This is a genomic window from Paraburkholderia sp. GAS33 (assembly GCF_050436645.1).
In the GTDB taxonomy this organism is placed as follows: domain Bacteria; phylum Pseudomonadota; class Gammaproteobacteria; order Burkholderiales; family Burkholderiaceae; genus Paraburkholderia; species Paraburkholderia phenazinium_B.
Genome location: NZ_JBNDMP010000002.1, coordinates 73,617 through 93,186, shown reverse-complemented (window position 1 = coordinate 93,186; position 19,570 = coordinate 73,617). Strand labels below are relative to the sequence as shown.

Here is a 19,570-nt window from a genome sequence, read left to right as displayed (position 1 = left end):
GTCATGTTCACGACAGGGTTGGGCCATGAGTGGTCGATACAATCAAACCCGTAGGGCAAGCCTTGGTGCGAGCGACTGGCGGCGTGGGAAACCACGCACGAGGTCCGCCGTCGAGGTGCGATGTCACCCGCTGGTAGTCATTGGCTTGCGCAGTCGCCGACGCTCCGTTTTTACGCCGCGTCGGTGTTCGTTGGCTTGGCTTTAACCGCGGCAGGAGTGGCCCCATGAATCATTTGCAGTCGATGCGAGTTTTCGTCAAAGTGGCCGAACTCGGCAGCTTCGCCCGTACTGCCAGCACGATGGGCATTTCCACTGCCGTCGTGACCCGTCACGTAGCCGACCTCGAAGAACGTCTCGGCACGCGCCTCCTCAACCGCACGACGCGCAGCCAGTCGCTGACCGAGTCGGGCCGGGTCTATCTCGAGCGCGTTCGTCCGATCCTCGACGACCTCGAAGGCGTCGAGCAGATGGTGGTGGCGCGCAATCACGAACCGGTCGGCACCTTGCGCATCGTGGCGCCGGTGGTGTTCGGCCTGCATAACTTCGCGCCGGTATTGCAGTCGTACGCCGAGCGTTATCCGAACGTCATTCCCGATGTCACGCTGGTGGATCGCCATGTTGATCTGGTCGAAGAAGGTTTCGACGTGGGCGTGCTGATTGCCCGCCAGATGCGTAGCGCGAGTATTGTCACGCGGCGTCTCACCACGGGTCATATGACGGTGTGCGCGACTCCGGACTATCTGCGCAAACACGGCACGCCGACCCGTCCCGAGCAACTGCAGGATCATCCGAGCCTGTCGTTGCCATCCGAATACGGCGGCGACGAGCGCGTCTTCACGAGCATCGACGGCAAGGGCGAAGTGCGGATGCGTCCGACCAATGCGATCGTCGCGAACAACACGGAAATGCTGCGTCAGTTCGCATTGCTCGGCATGGGCATCGCCATCCTGCCGAGTTACCTGATTGGCCGCGATCTCGAACGCGGCCGTCTGGTGCGGCTGCTGGCCGGTTATCGTCTGCCGCAGGTGGAGGTGACGATTGCGTATCCGAGCCGTCACCATCTGCCGGCCAAGGTGCGGACCTTTATCGATCATCTGGTTGAACACTTCAGCCAGATGTCGACGGGTCTGCCGGGCGACCCCGCGGCCTTGCAGGAGCCAGCACTGCGTCCGGCTCAGATGATGCAGCGTACGGTGGCGGAGATGGAAGCGAACGCGCCGGAGTTCGATGACATCGATGAAGCTGCGTCCTTGCAGCGCGGTAAGGCGGCTGCGGCCCCCGCGCCGCGCAAGGCAGCGCGGTCGGCTCGCATGACCGACCAGGCGACTGCAGCGGGTTTGTGAACTGCGCAGAAAACACAGGCGCCCGACAGACGTAGTGACGCAGAGGGACGCGTTGCTCGCTGCGTCCGGATTGCGGACGCGGGGCGGTATCAGCGGAGGGACAAAGGCGCGACTCGGCGCCCTTGAGCGTGTGGCAATAATCAGGCGATACTGCGGGTTAGCAGGGCGCGGACAGCCGCCCGCGACCAATCCGCGGTGAGTCCGCGCACGCTATCCGGGGAGCATGACGAGTTGAACGTCGCCTTTGCCAACACAACCAGCGACGACGTCGAAACGCTGGTGCAAATCCGCATCGAAGCGATGCGCGAAAGTCTCGAGCGCATCGGGCGGTTTGATCCGGTTCGTGCCCGTGAACGGTTTCTGGCGTCGTTCGAACCCGCGCAGTGCCGGTTCATTCTCGTGGATGGCGTCGAGGCAGGCTTTGTGCTCGTCAGGCCGGAGCCCGGTCATCTACAACTTGCTCATTTGTATATCGTTCCTGCTCACCAGGGCAAGGGCGTCGGCGCTGTCGCGCTCGAAGCTGTGCTCGCCGATGCCGATACCCAGGGCGTGCCGGTCAGATTGGGAGCGCTGCGCGACAGCGACTCGAACCGCTTCTATCAGCGCCACGGTTTTGTCAAAACCGGTGAAGACGAGTGGGACATTTACTATGTCCGCGAGCCGCGCGCGGCCTCAAATCCATAAGTCATTCTTCGCGGTCGGCTCACTCTCTTCGCCGCCGGTATTCCTGACGCCGCGCGGTTCGATCACCAGCATCTGCACTTCCTTCTCGGCATACGGCTTGTGCTCCTTGCCGCGCGGCACGACAAACATCTCGCCGGCTGAAAGATGCACTGCACCGTCGCGGAAATCGATTCGCAAGTGTCCGTCGAGCACGATAAAGGTCTCGTCGGTCTCCGCGTGCTCGTGCCAGACGAAATCGCCTTCGATTTTCACCACCTTGAACTGGTAGTCGTTCATCTCCGCCACGACGCGCTGTTGCCATTGGTCGTGAATGAGAGCGAGTTTTTCGGCGAAATTGATCGCGCGGTAGGGGGCATGGAGGGCCGTGCTGGCCGGGGCCGGTGTGTTCGACATCGTTTGTTCCTGTGGGTCTAAAGAGGCACGGGTAAGCGTACGGCCTGCGGCTTGCAGCGTCTTGTACGAATGTGCGTGGCTTGGGTGCGTATGAGTGGCGTGTGAGTCGCGCGCGAGCGTATGCGAACAGGTGCCCGCGCGGCGCTAGCGTCGCAAGACCGTGCCAGACGCGTGGCCCGCGGTGTTTGCCTGACTCACCATCTTCAACCAGCGCGACGGCGGCACGCCCCACGTTTTGGTGAAGTGCCGTGTCATATGGCTTTGATCGGCGAAGCCGGCGGCAGCGGAGGCATCTGCCAGCGGCCGGCCCTCGCTAGCAAGCCGGCGTACCAGGTCGAGACGACGCATGGTCAGATAGCGGTGCAGGCTGGTGCCGAACAGGGCGCGGAAGTCGCGCGACAGGCTCCATTTGTCCTTGCCGCTCGCCGTAGCGAGTTCGTCCAGCGTGACGGCTTGCGCGAGCGATTCGTGCAGGTACTGGCGAGCCTGTTCCGCAGCCCGGTAGTCGGCAATGCGTATTGTCTGCGTAGCGCCGGAGGCCGCGTCGAGCGCCATGGCGAGGTCGTAAATGGCATCTTCCTGCTCGAGCGGATCAAGGGCGCGGTCGATGGCTTGCAGCAGCCCCTCGGTGGCCGCGAACAGGCACGGATCGTCCGACAGTCCGCCTTCGATGAACGGCAGCGGCTTCCCCCCAAGCACCTGTTGAAACAGCGCCGGCTCGACATAGACCATGCGGTAGCGAAAGCCTTCGTCGGTGCCGGCCTGGCCGTCGTGCGCTTCGTCGGGATGCAGCACCATCGTCATGCCCGGCACGCTGTTGCACATGCCGCGGCGGTAATGGAAGCTTTGCACGCCGGCTAGCGTGCGGCCGATCGCGTAGGTGTCGTGGCGGTGCAGGCCGTAGGCGGCGTCATGAAAGAACGCTTCGATGCGCTCGATGCCGCCGGACGAAGGCGCGCGTTCGATCCAGTCGGCGCCGTCCGTGCGGCGCGTCTTCGGTGTCATGCCCATACGCTCAAGAGCTGAGTCCGGGCCCGAAATTACCGCCCAGCAGCGGGGTGATGGAGGCGATGTCCGGGTAGTCCTGCTCCGGCAAGCCGTCGAGCATCGACAGCAATTCGTTGCTGGCGCCGGCTTCGCGTGCAAGGTCGACGAGTCCGTCCTTGTTGACCGGAAACTTCGCTTCACGCAGAACGTCTGCAATCTGCAGATCGATCGATTCGCCGGGGATACCCGAGCCGGACATGCGCATGCTCCTTGTCGCAGATTATGTTTGCAGATGCTGATCCTGGCCCGTGAGGCCGCGGTCCAGGCGCCGCGATTTCGGCAGCGCGATGTGTTCCCACTGCTGCGGACGGTTCGCGTCCGTGACGCCGACGTTCGGCGCAGCCGGTGCGACATTAGCGCGTGCGACGGCTGAACCGGCAGTGCTGTCCAGCGCCGTATGAACCGGCGCTGCAAAGCACGAAGCCGACAGCGTCACCATGACCATCAGTGTCGAGGTTTTCATCGCCCGACCTCCTTTCCACATGCAGCGCAGAGACTGCAGCAAGCGCTGTGCCATTCCCGCGGCGGCAGGAATGGCGCACGCCGCGTGCGGACCGCGCCTACGACGCGCCGCACTCCTTCCATCTTAGACGGCAAATCGTGCAACCGCCGCAAAAACCGCGTGAGACCGCGCAACACCGCGAAAAGGAGCCGTCTGGGTCAGATCATGGCAGAAAACGCAATCTTGCGCCGTGGAGCGGGCTGTGCAGCAGGACGGCTAACGCAGCACGTCAAAGCGCGTCCAGGGCCATGAGGGCCGGTCCTGCATGTAGCCATTGAGCCAGTTCCACTGCGGATGGCGTTTCATGAACGCCTGCGCATCGAACGGCTGACCGCAGGGATGGCCCCAGCGGGCCTCGAAGGCCATGTCGCGGGCCATCTCGCTGTCCGCCACTTTGCCGTCATTGGCGCCCCAAGGGTTGAACGGCCCCAGCTCGGAGCCGCCGAAGCGCGCGTCGTCCAGTTCCAGGTGCCCGCAGATGGTGCGCGAGCACGGGTTGTCAGGCCGGTTCAGATACACGTCGTGATGGTCGGCAATCATTTGCCGGGCCAGTTCGACATCGATCTTGCCGCGATGCAGTTCCTCCAGCTGCATGAAGCGCAACCGCCGCGCGCCGTTCTTGCGCACGTCCGTGTAATCCTCGCCTTCGCCGACGCACTCCTGATTGCGGATCTTCAGATCGGTCGCAGTGTTGTAGCCGCTATAGAAACCGTTCCGCGTGCTTTCGAAGCCGGAGTAGTGCAGCCCCAGTTCATAGCGGGCGATCTCGCCCGTTTTGACATCCCCGAGCAGCCAGCTATTCGCGTAGCCGCCGTTGTTGGCCACGGCGAACATCTCGCACCACTCGCCGATACTGTTCGCATACTGCGTAGCACGCCGTGAGCGGTAGAACTCCGGCGCGCCGGCCGGGTTATAGCCAACGAAGTCGGAGATGGTGGTTTCGGTCACCATCAGCCCGGCGGCGCTGATCCAGAAGTCGGTGAGACTCGAGATGCAACCGGGCAGTCCTTGCATCAGGATGCGATGACCGGATTCCGGCACGATGTCGAAGATCACGTTGAAGGCGTCGCCCGCGGCGTAGCGGTCCCATGAGTTGTGCGCCATGACGATGCGTCCATCGCGCGTGGCATTTCCGGTGGCGATGAAGGCGCTGCAATGGTGGCCGCGCCTGCCGCGCCACGGCTTGACGCCGAGTCGCGGCTGCTGGGCTGCCACGTGGCTCGGCCACCAGCTTTGCAGCAGGTCCATGTAGCCGTTCCATGCGAGAACCTCGGAGAACGGCAGCCTGGCGCCGTCGGCGATGCCCTGGATCTCGTCGGTGAATTCGCTGTCGAGTTTCGGGCTGAACTGGGCCACGGCCGCGTTGACGAAAGTATCGAACTCTTCGCCGGTATCCCATTTCGCGAGGTAGCGCGCGGTGCCGATTGCGTTGCGGATTTCGGTGGCGAGCAACTGGCCGTGCTGCTCGCCGCGGTCGTACGGCTCGCCTTCGATATGCAAGAAGATCCAGCCGGCCTGATCGCGGCGCACCGCATCGATGGAGGGATCGCTCATGCTGACTCCGGGTCGAAGCCGCGCGGAACCCGGGGGCGTCCGTCGCGGCGTTTCAACCGCGCCGCGCGAGGCGGCGTGCTACTGGTTTTTATTGTAGAGCGTATGCCGCGCTTTGCCATGCGGCGTCGAGGCAGGGCGGGGTATGACGTTCAACCGTTCGCTGGTGGGCAGGGCGGGATGCTCGGGCGGCAGCGGTCTAGAGAACCGGCATCGCAACCGCTCAGCGTGTGGGATTCATGCGGAAATAGGCATCGAGCAGCGAGGTCTTGTAAACCACCCCGGCCAGCTTGGGATGGGCAAGGCTCTCGATCACCGGCAGACGCTCGCCCTGAAAGGCCATGAAGTGCTGCAACGCGACGCCGAGCGGCATATCGGGCGTGAGCACGTCGAAGTGCGTCTGCAGATAGTCCGAAGCGCTTTTGGACGAGGTATCGCGCTTCTCCAGCAGGTCAGACGTAATGTCCTTCAATGCGACGACGCCGAGGAACGCGCCGGCGTCATCGGCGACATAAAGATACTTCACGGGATATTCCAGGAACACCCGCGTCATTTCCTGGACGGTCGCCGCGGGCGTTACCACCGTCTCCGCGGGGCGGATCAGCTCGCGCATCTGCGTGGCGCGCAAGCGCACCCGTTCCTGCTCTTCACGGTTGCGCACGAGCGTGATCTCATACATCGAGGTTTTGCCGATCGCGCGCGCCACGAAATAGGCGACCACGCACGACAGCATCAGCGGCAGCACGACCTGATAGCTGAGCGTCATTTCGAAGATCATCAGGATTGCCATCAACGGCGCCTGCGTGGCGCCCGCGAGGAACGCGCCCATGCCGACCATCGTGTAGGCGTAGGGCGCTGAGGTGCCGTTCGGCCACAGCGCATGCATGCCGAGGCCGAACAGCGAACCGACCACCGCGCCCACGAAGAGCGTCGGCGTGAACACGCCGCCCACCGCACCCGAGCCGGCGGTGGCGGCGGTGGCGATCAGCTTGAATACCAGCACGAAGACGAGCGCCGTCCAGGTCCACGGCGAATGAAGGATCGAGTTGACGACGCTATAGCCATTGCCCCAGACCTCGGGTGACCACACTGACAGAACACCGACGATCAGGCCACCCAGCGCCAGCCTCACCGGTAGCGGCAAGGGCAATTTGCGAAAGCCTGCCTTGGAGATGTCGAGCATGCGCAAAAACTGCGGCGCCGCGGCGCCGCACAGCACACCGAGCGCGACGAACAGCAGCACTTCGAGGCCCGCCACCGGCGGAAACGCCGGCATCTCGTAGGGGGGCCGGTAGCTGGTGAACTCGCGCATCGTGATGTTGGCGACCACGGCCGCGACCACGACGGGCCCGAAGCTTTCCATCGCCATCGAGCCGAGCACGATTTCGGTCACGAAGAAGGCCCCCGCAATCGGCGCGCTGTACGCGGAGGTGATGCCCGCCGCCGCGCCGCAGGCTACCAGCAGGCGCAGGCGCGGCGGGTCGAAATGCACCCAGCGGCCGATCAGCGATGCACTGAGCGCCGCCAGTTGCACCATCGGACCCTCGCGGCCGATCGAGCCGCCGCTGGAGATGGTGAACAGCGACGACACGCTGCGCCAGAAGCTCAGTCGCACCGGCACGATGCCGTCGCCGATCGCCACGGCTTCCATATAGTCAGTGTGGACGTTCTTGTCGGCGTGACGTCGTGCGATCAACAGCAGGAAGCCGGCGATGAGGCCGCCCGCGGCGGGCAGCAAGATGCGCACGGTCAGCGGCAGGCTGCGCGCCATCTGGACGAAGCTGCCCGAGTGGCCGACGAAGCCCAGTTGCAGCAGCGAAATCGCCTCGCGGAAGGCGATCGTCGCAAACGCGCCCGCGACACCTACCACCACCGACCAGACCAGCATCGTATGGGCGTCCGACAGCCGGAACATGTCTTGCGCGCGGGTGCGCAGCCTCAGCAGGAATGAAAGCACGACGGCAGCAGGATAGAGGGAGAAAGGGGGGAAACCGCGCGCAAGAATAGCACTGCGCGACGGTCGTGGGAGACGTTCGAGAGGACGGTTTTGGCTGGGCGCAAGGCGCGCTTGCGCCGCTGTACGAGATGCATCCTCCGCGCCGTCAGCATTTTCACCGGGCGGCCTTGTCGAGTTCCGGATAGTGTCGGAAGATGCCTGATTCGTTGTAGGCCAGACGCCGTTCCGAAGCGAGATAGGCGGCAATGTTTGGACGCGCGGCCACCGCATCGTGCAGCCCGGCGAGCAACGGATAGTGCACGCCGAAACGCTTCATGGCACGCGGGAACGCGTAGTGCAGCCCGTCGATCAACTGGAACATCGACAGATCGACGTAGGTCAGCTTGTTGCCCACCAGGTGCGCATCGCTCTGCGTGTTTTGCAGGATCACGCGCTCGAAGTAGTGCATGAACTTCGGAATCCGGTTGTCGATGAAATCATGGGCGCGGATTTTGGCGGCGTCTTTCTGGTCTTCGTAGTAGAGCTCGCTCGCGAGCGGATGATGAGTGTCGTGAACTTCAGTCACCACGTCGGCGATCGTCAGTTGCAAGCCGTTTGCGACGTAGCGCAGGCCTTCGTCGGCAGGCGCCAGACCGAGCTTCGGGCCGAGGTAGAACAGAATATTGGCGGTCTGCGAGATCAGCAGAGTGCCGTCTTTCAGGAATGGCGGCGCAAACGGCGGATGCCCCTCGCGCTTGCTGCTCATCACCTCCAGCATCCTGGCCGTGCCGAGCCCTTCGGCTTCCTCGCCGCGAGCCACTTCGATGTAATCCGCGCCTGCCTCCTCCAGCGCGAGCCGCACGAATTCCCCGCGACCCTGCAAGCCATCCCAATAGTAGAGTTCATAGCTCATCGATCGATCCTCATTCGGCTGTTCAGGCAGTCAGTATGCCGTGTGAGCGCGCCGCGTTGTGCGCAGAAATGCGCAAAGCCCCGCACGCGGCGGGGCTGGCTGCAAGGTGCGAGTGGCGTTGCCAGCCGCATCAACCGAACAGACGCTGGACGGCCCAGGTAATGCCGAGGCCTCCGACGATCAGCCATACATACAGGATCAGTCCCGTCGTCAGCGCTCGCGGACCGGCCTCGCGGATCTGCGAGATGCGGGTTTCGATGCCGAGTGCCGTCATCGCCATGGTCAGCGCGAACGTATCGAGCGTGTTGAGCGTCTGGGTGGCGGCTTCGGGCAACACATGCAGCGAGTTCAGCACCACGAAGCCGAGGAAACCAAGCGCGAACCAGGGAATTGCCAGCTTGCGCGGGGCGTGCTGGGCGCCGGACTGCGCACCGCCAGCGGCACTAGCAGCACTGGCACCGGCACGGCCCGGACGGTTGATCCACATGCCGATCGCGAGCAGCACCGGCACCAGCAGCATCACGCGCGTCATCTTGACGATGGTCGCAATATGCGCGGCCTCGGGGCTGACGTTACTGGCCGCGCCCACCACCTGTGCCACCTCATGAATCGTGCCGCCGAAGAACAGCCCCGCACCGACGGTGTCCAGATGCAGCCAGCCGGCCTTGAACAGGATCGGGTAGAGGAACATCGACAGGGTGCCGAACAACACCACACTGCCCACTGCCATGGCGCTCTTGTGCGGCTTCGACTGCAGCGTCGATTCGAAGGCAAGCACGGCGGCCGCACCGCAGATGGCACTGCCGGCGGCGGTGAGCAAGGCCGTGTCGCGGTCGAGCTTCATCAGCTTCATGCCGGCCCATGTGCCGATGACCAGCGTGCTCACCACGATCAGCACCGATTCCGCCAGTCCCGGCAAACCGACCTGGGCAATTTCTTGCAGGCTCACGCGCAGGCCGAAAAAGGCGACAGCGATGCGCAACAGTTTGCGCGCCGAGAAGTTGACGCCGGCCGCCCAGCTCGCCGGCATGCCGTCGCGCATGGTGTTGCCGTACAGCGCACCGGCGACGATACCGACGATCAACGGACTCAGACCAAGTCCGGCGATGGCGGGCAGCGCGGCAAGCCGGGTCACGGCAGCGGCGAAGAGGGCGACGAACAGGACGCCGTTGAGCTGTCCGCGGGTGGTGGAGATCGCCTGGCCGGGAGCGGCCTGAATATGAGCGGTAGACATGATTTTCGCCTTCGGGGCGTTTGGCTTGGACGAGCTAATCCTAGTTTGAATATATCGATATGAAAAATCGTCATTTATGACGTAAACTATCTGTTGAACTGATATTTCAGCGCCATGACCCCCGATCAGCTTATAACTTTCGCCGCCGTCGCCGAGCATCGCAACATCAGTCGAGCCGCGGTGGCTTTGCATCTGTCGCAGCCCGCGGTGTCGGGGCAACTGCGTCAATTGCAGGATGAGTTCGGCGAACCGCTGTATCAGCGCGACGGCCGCGGCGTGCGTCTGACGCCGGCCGGCGAGCAGCTCGCCAGTTATGCGACACGCCTGCGCGACACCTGGCGGCAGGCGCATGCCTATCGCGACGCATTGCGCGGCATGGAGAGCGGCACATTGCGGGTCGGCGCGAGCACGACGCCGGCCAGCTATCTGCTGCCGTATCTGATCGCGGCGTTTCACCGGCGCTATCCGGACGTGACGCTGCATACCACGGACGGCAATACCGCTGAGATCGTCGGTGCGCTGGCCTCGCTCGATATCGCAATGGTCGAAGGGCCGGTGGGTGCCGATTTGCCGCCGGACACCGCCGTGCAGGCGTGGCGGCAGGATGAGATTGTGGCGATCATGCCGCGGACCCATCCGCTCGCGCTGGCTGCGGGCGTGGGAACCGCAATGGCAGCCGCGGGCGTAGCTGAAGGCGCGGGCGCCGCGGCCGGTCAGATAGAGTTAGCGGCACTGGGAGCGCATTCTCTTGTGCTGCGCGAGGCCGGCTCCGGCGTGCGCCAGATTGTCGAGCGGGCGTTTGCCCGCGCGGGGGTGCCGATGCGCGTCGCGCTGGAGATCGCCGGTGTCGAGGGCGTGAAGGAGGCGGTGCGCGCGGGCATGGGGATCGGCTTCGTCTCGGCGATGTCGATGCGTCACGAGGGTGGCGCGCTGTGCCTGTTCTCGCTCAGCCCGGAACCGCTGACGCGGCATTTTTCCATTCTGATTCCCCATGCGAGCGCGCCGTCGCGCGTGGTCGAGCGCTTTCTGGCACTCACCTCGGACGATGCGGATTGAATACGTGCCAACGGATGCTTTTTCGGTATAATTGGATGGAACCGGTTCCATTTCCGGGAAATCGGGACAAAGCAGGGCAACTCCGATGATTTTGCGATAGTTGCAATAGTCATCGCGGCGTCCCGGCTTTCTTAGGAAACCGCATGAATCCGACGCTTGATGTCATCACCTACGGCGAAGCCATGGCGCTCTTCGTCGCTGCTGAAACGGGTCCGCTCGCCGGAGTCGGCCAGTTCACCAAACGGATCGCCGGGGCTGATCTGAACGTGGCGATCGATCTCGCTCGACTCGGCTTCAAGGTGGGCTGGATGAGCCGGGTCGGCAACGATTCGTTCGGTCAGTACGTGCGCGACACCTTGCACCGCGAAGGCATCGACCAGCAACGCGTCGTCACGGACGATCGCTATCCCACCGGCTTTCAGCTCAAGTCGAAAAGCGACGACGGCAGCGACCCGGCTATCGAATACTTTCGCAAGGGCTCGGCGGCCAGTCATCTGTCTCCGGACGACTATGCTCCGTTCTACGTGCTGCCGGCGCGTCATCTGCATCTGACGGGCGTCGCACCGGCGATTTCCGAATCGTCGCGCGAACTGGCGTTGTTGCTGGCGCGAGAAATGCGTGCCGCAGGCAAGACGATCTCCTTCGATCCGAACCTGCGGCCGACGCTCTGGGCGTCGCGCGCGGCGATGGTCGAGGGCTTGAACGCGTTGGCTGAACTTGCGGACTGGGTGCTGCCCGGTATCGGCGAAGGTGAGATCCTTACCGGCTATTCGAAGCCGGAAGACATCGCGCGCTTCTATCTGGAGCGGGGTGCGCGCGGCGTCATCATCAAGCTCGGGGCGCGTGGCGCGTATTTCCGCACGGCGGACGAGTCTGGCGTGGTCGAGGCGCAACCGGTCGCCAAGGTGATCGACACGGTCGGCGCGGGCGATGGTTTTGCGGTCGGCGTGATCAGCGCCTTGCTTGAAGGGCGGCCGTTGCCGGAAGCCGTGGTACGCGGCAACCGGATCGGGGCGCTGGCGATTCAGGTGATTGGCGATTCCGAAGGCTTGCCGACCCGCGCCGAGCTCGACCTGCTCGAGCAGGCCGATGCCACGACACCCGGCGCCGCCTTGCTGGACAACGTCTAATAGCGCCGTCTGCTTGACTGGCTTTGATCTGGAACCTGTACAAGCTTTAAGACATGTAGCGCACAACAACAAAGATGCCCGGAGACGCTGTTTCACGCGCACGGCACATCCATCCAAACGGGTTAAGGTTGCAACCATGTTGCATGGGACGGGAGACATCCATGACCTCATCGCTTGCGCTTCGCCGCTGGTGGACGATCATGCCGATCGTGTTCATCACCTACAGCCTTGCCTATCTCGACCGCGCGAATTTCGGCTTCGCGTCCGCCGCCGGGATCAACCAGGATCTCGGCATCAGCAAGGGCCTAGCATCGCTGATCGGCGCGCTATTCTTCCTCGGCTACTTCTTCTTCCAGGTTCCCGGCGCGATCTACGCGGAGCGCCGCAGCGTCAAAAAGCTGGTGTTCTGGAGCCTGATCCTTTGGGGCACTTGCGCAGCCTTGACCGGGATCGTCAGTAATATCCCCTCGCTGATGGCGATCCGCTTCCTGCTGGGCGTAGTCGAAGCGGCGGTGATGCCGGCCATGCTGATTTTTATCAGCAACTGGTTCACCAAGCGCGAGCGCTCACGGGCAAACACCTTCCTGATTCTCGGCAATCCGGTGACGGTGTTGTGGATGTCGGTCGTGTCCGGCTATCTGGTGCATTCGTTCGGCTGGCGCCCGATGTTCATCGCGGAAGGCGCGCCGGCCATCGTCTGGGCCGTGTGCTGGTGGTTTATCGTCGAGGACAAGCCGGCTCAGGTATCGTGGCTCACGCAGCAGCAAAAGGACGAGCTCGCCGAGACCCTGCGCGCCGAACAGGCCGCGATCAAACCGGTGCGCAATTACGGCGAAGCGTTCCGCTCGTCCGCGGTGATCAAGTTATCCACACAGTATTTCTGCTGGAGCATCGGCGTGTACGGCTTCGTGCTTTGGCTGCCGTCCATTCTGAAAAACGGTTCGACGCTCGGCATGGTGGAAACCGGCTGGCTGACGGCGCTTCCCTATCTCGCGGCGACCATCGCCATGCTCGCTGCATCGTGGGCATCGGATAAACTGGGCCGTCGCAAGCAGTTCGTCTGGCCGTTTCTGTTAATCGGCGCGGTGGCGTTCGCGACCTCGTACGCGATCGGCTCGACGCATTTCTGGATCTCGTATGCTTTGCTGGTCGTCGCCGGCGCAGCCATGTATGCGCCGTATGGACCGTTCTTCGCGATCGTGCCGGAACTGCTGCCGAAGAATGTCGCCGGCGGCGCGATGGCGTTGATCAACGGCATGGGGGCGCTAGGGTCGTTCGTCGGCTCGTACGTGGTCGGTTATCTGAACGGTATGACCGGTACGCCCGCGGCATCGTATGCATTCATGAGTGCGGCGCTCGTCGCCGCAACCATTTTGACATTGACGGTGAAGCCACAACCGTCTGCCTCTCCCAAACTCGTCGCTAATCCATTGCAAGGAAAATAAGCTGATGAAGAAGATCATTGCCTACAAGCCGTTGCCCGACGACGTACTCGCGTATCTGCGCAAACATGTCGAGGTCGTGCAGGTCGATGGCGCGCAGCATGATGCGTTCGTCGCAGCGCTCAAGGACGCGGACGGCGCGATTGGTGCCAGCGTGAAGATCACGCCGGCCATGATCGAAGGCGCGACGAAGCTCAAGGCGCTCTCGACCATCTCGGTTGGATTCGATGCTTTCGATGTCGCCGATCTCACGCAACGCGGTATCGTGCTCGCACACACGCCGGATGTATTGACCGAATCGACTGCAGACACGGTGTTCTCGTTGATTCTGGCGACCGCTCGCCGGGTCGTCGAGCTTGCCGACTGGGTGAAGGCCGGCCAATGGAAGACGGGTGTCGGACCCGCGCAATACGGCGTCGAGGTTCAAGGCAAGACGCTCGGCATCGTCGGCCTCGGACGGATAGGCGGCGCTGTGGCGCGCCGCGCGGCGCTCGGCTTCAACATGCCGGTGCTGTACACCAACCGCAACCCGAACCCGCAAGCCGAAGAGGCTTACGGTGCACGCCGTGTCGAACTGTCCGAGCTGCTGGCGACTTCCGATTTCGTGTGCCTCCAGGTGCCGCTCACTCCGGAGACGCAACATCTGATCGGCGCGGCCGAACTGCGTGCGATGAAGAAGAGCGCGATCCTCATCAACGCTTCACGCGGCGCGACCGTCGACGAAGCCGCGCTGATCGAGGCGCTGCAGGCCGGCACTATCCACGGCGCGGGACTCGACGTGTTCGAAACCGAGCCGCTTCCCGCCGATTCGCCGCTGCTGTCGATGCCCAACGTGGTGGCGTTGCCGCACATCGGTTCGGCGACCCACGAGACGCGTCACGCGATGGCGTTGAACGCCGCCGAGAACCTCGTCGCCGCGCTCGACGGCACGTTGACGCGCAACGTCGTGAACCGCGACGTTCTGCGCAAGTGAGCGCATCTTGAGCAGCCCGCACACCATTGCGTCGCGCCGCGCCACCATCAGCGACGTGGCCCGCGAGGCCGGCACCGGCAAGACCAGCATCTCGCGCTATCTGAACGGCGAACTGAGCGTGCTGTCGCCGGAATTGCGCGCGCGGATCGAAGCCGCGATCGAGCGGCTCGACTATCAGCCCAACCAGATGGCGCGCGGTTTGAAGCGCGGCCGCAACCGGCTGATCGGCATGCTGATCGCGGACCTCACCAATCCGTATTCGGTGGAGGTGTTGCAGGGCGTCGAGGCCGCGTGCCATGCGCTCGGCTACATGCCGTTGATCTGCCATGCTGCCAACGAAGTAGAAATGGAGCGGCGCTATCTGCAACTGCTCACCACGTATCGTGTGGAGGGCGTGATCGTCAATGCGCTTGGGGTGCGTGACGAAACTCTTCGGCCGGTCGGCGACGGCGGGATTCCCGCGGTGCTGGTCGACCGCATGGTAGACGGTCTCGTTGCCGATCTGGTCGGGCTCGACAACACGGCGGCGGTGCAACTGGGCACGCGTCATCTGCTCGAGCGCGGTTTCGACGATATCTGGTTTGTCGTGCAACCGTTCGAGCGCATCAGTTCGCGGCGCTTGCGCGAGGAGGCGTTTCGCGCGGCGATAGACACTCAGTCGCGAGCCCGAGGCCAGACCGTTGTGCTGGAGCTCGGCGATGCGGCAGCGGTGGAGGGCGCGCTGGCCGAACTGGACAAAGAACTGGACCGTGCGCTGGCTGATGCGCCAGATCGCGCCACCCGGGCGACTCACGTCACTCAAGCCGCCGCAGCACCGGCGCCTCGCATTGCCCTGTTCGCTGCCAACGGGCCGGTCGCGCTCTGTCTCGCCCGTCATCTGAATGCACGCTACGGCATGCGCTGGCAGGAGCGCATTGCGCTGCTATCCATCGACGACCCCGAATGGGCCGAATTCGCTGGCATTACGGCGATCCGTCAGCCGACCTATCAGATCGGCTATCGTGCGGTGGAGTTTCTCCATGAACGCATCGACGGCGTGCAGACGGCCGTGCGCGACTGCCTGCTGCCAGGCGAATTGATCGTGCGCGAGTCAACTTCGCGCTGATCTGCGATCATTCGGGCTGCGGCGCGCAGCGGGTGCGCGCCGGTCATCGTAAGGAAACCCATGGTTGTTGCACCGCTCACGCTTACCTGTCTCGTACTTTCGACGCTGTTCGCCGCCGCTTTACCGATTGTCCTGTACCGCCGCCTGCGCGTCCCGCTTGGGCTGAACGCCCGCGACGCGATCGCCGGCATTGCCGTGTTCGCGCTGTTCGCCAGCGTGATCGAGCGTGCGCTGAATGGCTATGTGCTGCATCAGAATGCAGCCGTCGCCGCCTGGCTATCCCATCCGCTCACGTTCGTGATCTATGGCGCGCTGGCCGCAGGCGTCTGCGAGGAAGTGGGGCGGTTCATCGCCATGAAGATGATGTGGCAGCGGGCCGTGGCTGCCAAGGCTGCCGCTGCGCCGAATTCACGCGCGAATTCGGCGAGCGAAGCGTCCGTTGCCAATGCGGCGGTTGGCAGTTCGACCACCTCCCGGCCTTCCGTGTCGGCCCGCGTGTCGATGCGCAAGAAGACCGTCGTGCCGCCCTCGACCGGCGATAGCACAGCGCTCGGTTACGGCATCGGACATGGCGGCGCCGAAGCGTGGATAGTCGGCGTGCTGGTGCAGATACAGTGGATCGTTTTCGCGGTGGTGGCGAACCGCGGCGAGCTCGACAGCTATCTGGGCAGTCTGCCGGACGAATCGCTGATGCGCATCCAGATGGTTCTCGCCAGTCTGTCGCCGCTGACCGCGGGGATTTTTCTGCTCGAACGGGTGGCAGCGCTGGTGCTTCAGATCGGCCTGTCGGTGTTGATGTGGCGCGGTGTGCGAGCGGGCTGGTACGCGATCCTGCCGCTGGCCATCGTCGCACACGCGTTGGTCGGCTTGCCTGCTGCGTTGTTCCAGGTGGGAGTCATTCCGCTTTACGCCGTGGATGGCCTGTATGCGCTGCTGGCGATCATCGTGGCGGTTGTGCTTGTCAAAATGTTCCAGCGTACGGCACGTACTGCCTGAACTCTTACGGCAACTTTCTGGCGAATTCCTAACCTTCGGTCTGCAAACATGGAAGCCTACCAATACGTCTGCACGAGCCCCGACATGGAAGAACTGGCGCGCGTCATCAGCGACCTGTTTCCCGAGCAGACGCAGTTCATCGAACGTCCGGCCGAGGATGGCACGCCGACCCTGGCGGTCCACTGGGTCGCGATGCGCTTCGGCGCAGCGGCGCGCCGCATTACGGTGAGCGTGGTGATGTCGCCCGCAGTGCTGACGCGCTATCGGGCCATGTCGGTGCGCCAGCGCGGACGCAGTTTTGCGGTGTTGCGCGCATATGTCGAAGCGACCATCGGCTCGCTTGAAGAACAGTATGCGAACGGCGAGGCCGTGCCGCGCGAGGTAACGATCGAACTGGATGAACAGTTCGCGTGATGGGGTGAGCGGGCGGCCAGCTCGCGCGGCCTACTCGGCCAACCGATACACCTTGGCAAAGCGTGCCGCCTGCACGACACCGTAGTCGCCCGGCGCGTATTGCATAACCCAGTCGCCGGCCGTGCCGCGCAGCACATCGCCGCCAGCCGCGGAACGCGCCAGCGTAAACGGCCCGGTCATCTGCCGGGCCAGCACGACGGCGGGGCGATTGCGGTACGCACCCGGTTCGCCGTGAGCGAGCGAAGCCTCGGCGGGCAGATATTTCGCATCGAAACGATCGCGTGATACCACCCAGCGGTCGCCGGTCGAACCGGTGATCAGCGCATCGCCGCGCACATAGCGGTTCGGGCCTTCGAGGCTCATCAGTTCGCCGTCGCCCGCGGCAAATTCGACGGAGACGGTTTCGTCCTTGACGACACGTTGAGCGGCCGCATCGGAGCGCAGGTCGAGGTTCTTGAGTTCGATCATGAAGCAGGTTGCCAAAAAGGTAAGACGCTGGATGACAGCGGGTAACGCCGTGTGCGGACCGCTGGGCCTGGCTTGCCGCAGGTCGCACACCGCGCACACGTACGGCTCGAAAGCCCGCTTGTGTCGAGCGCAAAGCCGAATGATGCCAGAAGCATAAAACAGAAAGCCTGCCGTTCAGGGCAGGCTTTCTCTGGACCGCTATAGCGAAGCTTTACTTATGCTTCTTGCCGCCGCCCGGCGATTGATGGAAAGTCTGATCCGCCAGTTTCTTCTGATCCGGCGAGAGGCTGTTGTACAGCGGTTCGAACGCGTCGACCAGCTTCTTCATGCCGTCGGCGTGTGCCTGAGCGATTGCCGCGTATTGCTTCATGTCGTCGATAGCCGACTGGGCGCCCGCCTGCTGACGCTGCTTGAACAGATCACCCATGGTTTGCGCGTTGCTGCGCATTACATCGGCAAACGCGCTCCACTGCGGGTCCTGCGCTGGCGTGATCTTGAGCTGCGAGTGCAGGTACGCGATGCGATCTTCGACGTTGCGCTCGTGCTTGCCCGCTGATGCGGCCGCCGCGGCAGGTGCCGAGGCTGGTGCTGCGGTCTGTGCGAAGGCGCCGCTCATGGCGAGCGCGGAAGCCAGGATTACCAGTGCTTTTTTCATCGAAACTCCTGATGTTCGTTCGTATTCGGTTACAGCGCGGACAGTGCGCGGACGAGGCGCGGGTCAAGCATAGGGCGTCTTGATGATGAGCCGGTCGGAATGCCCGCTTTGCCAAGCTCGCTATTAGTATCACGATATCCCTACAATGCGACTACGTTGCGACAAACGCTTACAACCGAAACCAACAGGAAATAGCGGGTGGACAAATTTGTCAGCATGGAGATCTTCGTGGCCGTGGTCGAGGCGGGCAGCCTGACGGCGGCAGCCGAGCGTTATGAGATTTCGTCGGCGATGGTCGGCAAGCATATCCGCTCGCTCGAGACACGGCTGGCCGCCCGGCTTCTCACGCGGACCACACGTCGTCAAAGTCTGACGGAGATTGGTCGTCAATATTACGAGCAGTGTCGGCGCATTCTCGCGGATGTGAAGGATGCCGAGTCGCTCGCCGAGGCCATGACGGCGACGCCGCGCGGCGTCCTGAAGGTCACGGTGCCGCTCACTTACGGCGTGGAAGTGTTCGCGCCGGCGATGACCGACTATCTCACGTCATGGCCCGACGTCAGTCTCGAACTCGACCTGTCGAACCGGCTGACTGACCTCGTTGAAGAGAGTTTCGATGCCGCGGTGCGGATTGGGCCTCTAGCAGATTCGAGCTTTGTGGCGAGGCCATTGAAGCCTTACCGGATGCGGGCGTGCGCCTCGCCGGAGTATCTCGCGCGGGCGGGCACGCCGCGCACGCCGGCCGATCTCGCCCAGCACGAATGTCTTGGTTTTCTGGACTGGGGACGCGACGGCGCATGGCGCTGGAATGGGGAGGCGGAGGGCGAGAATCCGTTGCGAGCGGGAAGGTTTCGCGCCAACAACGGCCAGGCGCTCAAGGTGGCGGCGTTGCGCGGCTTCGGTCTGGTATTGCAGCCGGAAGTGCTGCTGGCGAAGGAGATTGCCAGCGGCGAACTGGTTTCGGTGCTCGAAGATTATTTGCCGCCGGCCATGCCTGTGCATCTGCTTTATCCGCGTGACCGGCGCGCGACACCGAAGCTGACGAGCTTTATTGACTTTGTGATGGAACGGTTGGGCTTGTAAGCGGCGATAATCCGCTGCATGCCATTCAACGCTTTTAAACAAGACTGCCATCGATGAGACCTCCGCGCCTCGACCAACTCGACGACCTCGACCGTAACCTCGTTGCGCTGCTGCAGGCCAACGCACGCGAAAGCGTCGCGGACCTCGCGCGCCAGCTCGGCGTGGCGCGCACCACCGTGATCGCGCGGATTGCGCGGCTCGAACGCACCAACGTGATTGCGGGCTATAGCGTGCGGCTTGGCCAGGATGTACTCGACGCGAGCATTTACGCGTATGTGGGCATCATCATCGCGCCCAGGCATGGGCCGGATGTGCAGAAGCGGCTCGGCAAGATGCCGGAGGTGCAGCTGCTGTGCGCGGTGAGCGGCGAGTTCGATTATGTGGCGTGGCTGCGCGCGGATTCGCCGGACAGGCTCAACGATCTGCTCGATCAGATCGGCGCGCTCGAAGGTGTTGAGCGCACGACGACGTCGATCATTCTGGCGCGCAAGATCGATCGCGGGATGATTGGCGGGTGAGTCAGAGCGGCGCGTTTACACCGTTTTTACGTATTCTGGTCAATTTGACGTATTCAATCGTCAATTCGTCGAAATAGCTGGTCATAGCGCAGCACTTTAGGTCTATAAACTGTTTTTGCTTCTCCCT

Annotated in this window: 20 protein-coding genes and 1 pseudogene; 11 read left to right on the top strand and 10 right to left on the bottom strand. The window is 63.4% G+C overall.

All coding sequences use genetic code 11. The annotated features are described in order from the left end of the window. Positions 1-224: 224 nt before the first annotated feature. Positions 225-1,172, top strand: a pseudogene (locus tag P3T24_RS06830) (LysR family transcriptional regulator); the annotation flags it as partial. A 402-nt stretch (positions 1,173-1,574) separates the two neighbouring features. Continuing rightward, complete coding sequence (locus P3T24_RS06825) at positions 1,575-2,027, top strand: GNAT family N-acetyltransferase (RefSeq protein WP_074264396.1); 453 nt, start codon at positions 1,575-1,577, stop codon at positions 2,025-2,027. Here the strand turns inward: P3T24_RS06825 and P3T24_RS06820 are convergent. The 8 genes from P3T24_RS06820 to P3T24_RS06785 all read right to left on the bottom strand — a co-directional run bounded on the left by P3T24_RS06820 (position 2,016) and on the right by P3T24_RS06785 (position 9,603). Further along, positions 2,016-2,420, bottom strand: coding sequence for a cupin domain-containing protein (locus P3T24_RS06820; RefSeq protein WP_429433354.1), 405 nt, complete (start codon positions 2,418-2,420; stop codon positions 2,016-2,018). The two genes, P3T24_RS06825 and P3T24_RS06820, sit on opposite strands and share 12 nt — an antisense overlap. A gap of 144 nt (positions 2,421-2,564) precedes the next feature. Continuing rightward, positions 2,565-3,425, bottom strand: coding sequence for an AraC family ligand binding domain-containing protein (locus P3T24_RS06815; RefSeq protein ID WP_429433352.1), 861 nt, complete (start codon positions 3,423-3,425; stop codon positions 2,565-2,567). 10 nt (positions 3,426-3,435) lie between these two features. After that, the gene (locus tag P3T24_RS06810) at positions 3,436-3,666 is read right to left on the bottom strand and encodes a DUF2795 domain-containing protein (RefSeq protein ID WP_074264399.1); all 231 of its coding nucleotides are present in this window, start codon (positions 3,664-3,666) and stop codon (positions 3,436-3,438) included. Positions 3,667-3,687: 21 nt separating this feature from the next. Then, entirely contained in the window at positions 3,688-3,930 is a 243-nt protein-coding gene (locus P3T24_RS06805) for a hypothetical protein (protein WP_429433351.1), read from the bottom strand. A 255-nt stretch (positions 3,931-4,185) separates the two neighbouring features. Further along, positions 4,186-5,523, bottom strand: coding sequence for a C45 family autoproteolytic acyltransferase/hydolase (locus P3T24_RS06800; protein ID WP_074264401.1), 1,338 nt, complete (start codon positions 5,521-5,523; stop codon positions 4,186-4,188). 220 nt (positions 5,524-5,743) lie between these two features. Next, a complete protein-coding gene (locus P3T24_RS06795) occupies positions 5,744-7,477 on the bottom strand; it encodes a ClcB-like voltage-gated chloride channel protein (RefSeq protein WP_429404820.1) in 1,734 nt (577 codons plus the stop codon). 154 nt (positions 7,478-7,631) lie between these two features. Then, positions 7,632-8,369 (bottom strand): glutathione S-transferase, encoded by a 738-nt coding sequence (locus P3T24_RS06790; RefSeq protein WP_074264403.1) that lies wholly within the window; start codon positions 8,367-8,369, stop codon positions 7,632-7,634. A gap of 130 nt (positions 8,370-8,499) precedes the next feature. Further along, positions 8,500-9,603, bottom strand: a complete 1,104-nt coding sequence (locus P3T24_RS06785) for a YeiH family protein (protein ID WP_429433349.1) — start codon at positions 9,601-9,603, stop codon at positions 8,500-8,502. 114 nt (positions 9,604-9,717) lie between these two features. Here P3T24_RS06785 and P3T24_RS06780 point away from each other — a divergent pair, with 114 nt between their 5' ends. The 7 genes from P3T24_RS06780 (at position 9,718) to P3T24_RS06750 (ending at position 16,719) form a co-directional block, all read left to right on the top strand. Further along, positions 9,718-10,659, top strand: coding sequence for a LysR family transcriptional regulator (locus P3T24_RS06780; RefSeq protein ID WP_429433347.1), 942 nt, complete (start codon positions 9,718-9,720; stop codon positions 10,657-10,659). Between the two features lie 143 nt (positions 10,660-10,802). After that, on the top strand, positions 10,803-11,789 hold the full coding sequence (locus tag P3T24_RS06775) for a sugar kinase (RefSeq protein WP_429433345.1): 987 nt from the start codon (positions 10,803-10,805) through the stop codon (positions 11,787-11,789). Positions 11,790-11,950: 161 nt separating this feature from the next. Next, positions 11,951-13,234: an MFS transporter gene (locus tag P3T24_RS06770; protein ID WP_429433343.1), complete on the top strand. Its 1,284-nt coding sequence runs from the start codon at positions 11,951-11,953 to the stop codon at positions 13,232-13,234. Positions 13,235-13,238: 4 nt separating this feature from the next. Beyond that, entirely contained in the window at positions 13,239-14,204 is a 966-nt protein-coding gene (locus P3T24_RS06765) for a 2-hydroxyacid dehydrogenase (RefSeq protein WP_429433341.1), read from the top strand. 7 nt (positions 14,205-14,211) lie between these two features. After that, positions 14,212-15,309 carry a LacI family DNA-binding transcriptional regulator gene (locus tag P3T24_RS06760; protein WP_429433339.1) on the top strand — a complete coding sequence of 366 codons (1,098 nt, stop codon included), beginning with the start codon at positions 14,212-14,214 and terminating at the stop codon, positions 15,307-15,309. Positions 15,310-15,369: 60 nt separating this feature from the next. Next, the gene (locus P3T24_RS06755; protein ID WP_429433337.1) at positions 15,370-16,305 is read left to right on the top strand and encodes a YhfC family intramembrane metalloprotease; all 936 of its coding nucleotides are present in this window, start codon (positions 15,370-15,372) and stop codon (positions 16,303-16,305) included. A 48-nt stretch (positions 16,306-16,353) separates the two neighbouring features. Beyond that, entirely contained in the window at positions 16,354-16,719 is a 366-nt protein-coding gene (locus P3T24_RS06750) for a DUF3022 domain-containing protein (RefSeq protein WP_429433335.1), read from the top strand. Positions 16,720-16,749: 30 nt separating this feature from the next. Here the strand turns inward: P3T24_RS06750 and P3T24_RS06745 are convergent, their stop codons facing one another. Together P3T24_RS06745 and P3T24_RS06740 are read right to left on the bottom strand one after the other, a co-directional pair. Next, complete coding sequence (locus tag P3T24_RS06745; RefSeq protein ID WP_429404832.1) at positions 16,750-17,187, bottom strand: PGDYG domain-containing protein; 438 nt, start codon at positions 17,185-17,187, stop codon at positions 16,750-16,752. 211 nt (positions 17,188-17,398) lie between these two features. Next, the gene (locus P3T24_RS06740) at positions 17,399-17,842 is read right to left on the bottom strand and encodes a Spy/CpxP family protein refolding chaperone (protein ID WP_074264412.1); all 444 of its coding nucleotides are present in this window, start codon (positions 17,840-17,842) and stop codon (positions 17,399-17,401) included. 198 nt (positions 17,843-18,040) lie between these two features. On the opposite strand from P3T24_RS06740, the gene P3T24_RS06735 reads away from it, so the two are divergent. Beyond that, complete coding sequence (locus P3T24_RS06735; RefSeq protein WP_429433333.1) at positions 18,041-18,925, top strand: LysR family transcriptional regulator; 885 nt, start codon at positions 18,041-18,043, stop codon at positions 18,923-18,925. A 53-nt stretch (positions 18,926-18,978) separates the two neighbouring features. After that, a complete protein-coding gene (locus P3T24_RS06730; RefSeq protein ID WP_074264414.1) occupies positions 18,979-19,443 on the top strand; it encodes an Lrp/AsnC family transcriptional regulator in 465 nt (154 codons plus the stop codon). Positions 19,444-19,570: the final 127 nt, after the last annotated feature.